General features: G+C 58.1%; 3 protein-coding genes. All 3 read right to left on the minus strand.

Annotated elements, in window-relative coordinates:
- Nucleotides 1–1,292 (minus strand): IS66-like element ISKpn24 family transposase (locus ABLU50_RS16125; RefSeq protein WP_348864858.1); only part of this gene is annotated, 1,292 nt, incomplete at its 3' end.
- Between the two features lie 48 nt (nt 1,293–1,340).
- Nucleotides 1,341–1,688, minus strand: coding sequence for an IS66 family insertion sequence element accessory protein TnpB (gene tnpB, locus ABLU50_RS16130; protein WP_000612626.1), 348 nt, complete (start codon nt 1,686–1,688; stop codon nt 1,341–1,343).
- Nucleotides 1,685–2,002: transposase (locus ABLU50_RS16135; RefSeq protein WP_348864859.1), on the minus strand; the 318-nt coding region annotated here is incomplete at its 5' end. The genes ABLU50_RS16135 and tnpB, both read right to left, overlap by 4 nt.

Genomic DNA, 2,002 nt, shown 5'->3' on the forward strand with positions numbered 1-2,002 from the left:
TCGGCCCAGCCGTCGTCAGTATAGTAAGCCAGCGCCGGCCACTGGTTCAGTACGTACGTGAACGCTTTCGCCAGTTCTGAGTGTCGCGACAGCGTTTTCACCTTTTCACGCAGCCAGCTTTCCAGGGATTTCAGCCGCGGTTTAGCTTTTTGCTGACGTTCTGCAAGGCGTCGCTTCGCCGGCATCCCCCTTATTTCCGCCTCGATGGCATATAACTCACCGATCCGTTTCAGGGCTTCCTCCGTCAGCGCTGACGGGGTGCGAACGTGCACATCGTGGATCTTGCGGCGGGCATGAGCCCAGCAGGCAGCTTCCGTTATCTGTCCATTGCGGTACAGTTCGTTGAACCCGGCGTACGCATCCGCCTGCAGCACTCCGCTGAACCCCGCAAGATGGGTCTGCGGGTGGATACCTTTTCTGTCCGGGCTGTAAGCGAACCACACTGCCGGCGCCAGCTCTGACCCGGCGTTACGGTCGTCACGAACGTACGTCCACAACCGCCCGGTCTTCGTTTTCTTATTACCTGGCAACAGCACCGGGACAGGCGTGTCATCAGCATGGAGCTTACCGTCAGTCAGCACATAGTCCTGAAGCGCCCCTTCCAGCGGTGACAGTAGCCGGCAACACGCATCCACCCAGCCCGACAGCAGTGAGCGGCTCAGCTCCACACCCTGGCGGCCGTATATTTCAGACTGGCGGTACAGCGGGGTGTGCTCTGCATACTTTGAACTCAGCACGCGGGCCAGCAGCCCCGGTCCTGCGATACCCCGCTCGATGGGCCGTGAAGGCGCGGGGGCCTGCACGATGGCATCGCACTGAGTACAGGCATGCTTTTCACGTACTGTCCGGATAACCCGGAAGGCGCTGCGCATCAGCTCCAGCTGTTCGGCGGCATCTTCACCCAGGTAACTCAGCGCACCACCACATTCCGGGCAGCATGACGCTGCCGGCAGCAGCCGTTTTTCGTCACGGGGAAGTGATTCAGGGAACGGTTTGCGGGTACGGGTCTGCCGCAGCGGGCGCTGCACGGCCGGGTCATCCACCCGGCCGGTAAGGGTATCGCTTTCTTTCTGCAACTGCTTAAGGTCGGCTTCCATCTTCGCGATACGGCGGGAGACTTTTTCGGAGCGGCTGCCGAAGTTCATCCGGCGCAGCTTATCCAGTTGCGCCTGCAGGTGATCTATTTCGCGTTCACGCTCGTTCAGCTTTTCCAGAAGGGCACGGTTCAGCGCCTCCTGTTCGGCAAGGAGACGTTTCAGTTCATCGATATCGTCAGGAAGTAAGCTGTTCATACCGGGTATATTACCAGGCTCATTCAGCGTCGACCAGGATAAAGAGGCCTACAACATAGTCAGTGACGTAAGCAGTCTTTTAGGCTGCCGCCAGTCGATACCTTCAAGGAGCATCGCCAGCTGTGCCGGTGTGAGGAACACTTTGCCATCCCGGGCTGACGGCCAGGCGAAGCGGCCGCGCTCCAGCCGTTTGGTCAGCAGACACAGTCCATCGCCGGTAGACCAGAGGAGCTTTACCTGACTGCCATTACGCCCACGGAAGATAAAAACGTGACCTGACATCGGATCGTCTTTCAGCGTCGTCTGCACCTTTGCCGCCAGGCCGTTGAAGCCGTTTCTCATATCGGTGATGCCAGCGACCAGCCAGATCTTTGTCCCTGATGGTAATGGGATCAACGTTTGAGCTCCCGTATCAGCAGGTTCAGGATATTTTCGCTGATGGCACCATTCAGACGGAGTGATCCGTGCCGGAACGTCACTTCACAGCTGATATTGAGTGATTCAGGTGCCGCAGCAGCTACAGGTTGTGACCGGGGGGAGGTTGCAGGAACAACATCTTCGGCATCAAGTGTTATCGGGAGCAGCTCAGGCACGTTGTTTTCTGTTGTTGAAGGAGGACGTAGTTTTCCTTCGCGCCAGTACTGGCGCCACTTGAACAGCAAATTATCGTTGATCCCATGCTCACGAGCGAGTTGCGCTACGGAGATCTC

The organism is Klebsiella sp. GG_Kp173 (genome assembly GCF_040062415.1).
Taxonomy (GTDB): domain Bacteria; phylum Pseudomonadota; class Gammaproteobacteria; order Enterobacterales; family Enterobacteriaceae; genus Klebsiella; species Klebsiella quasipneumoniae.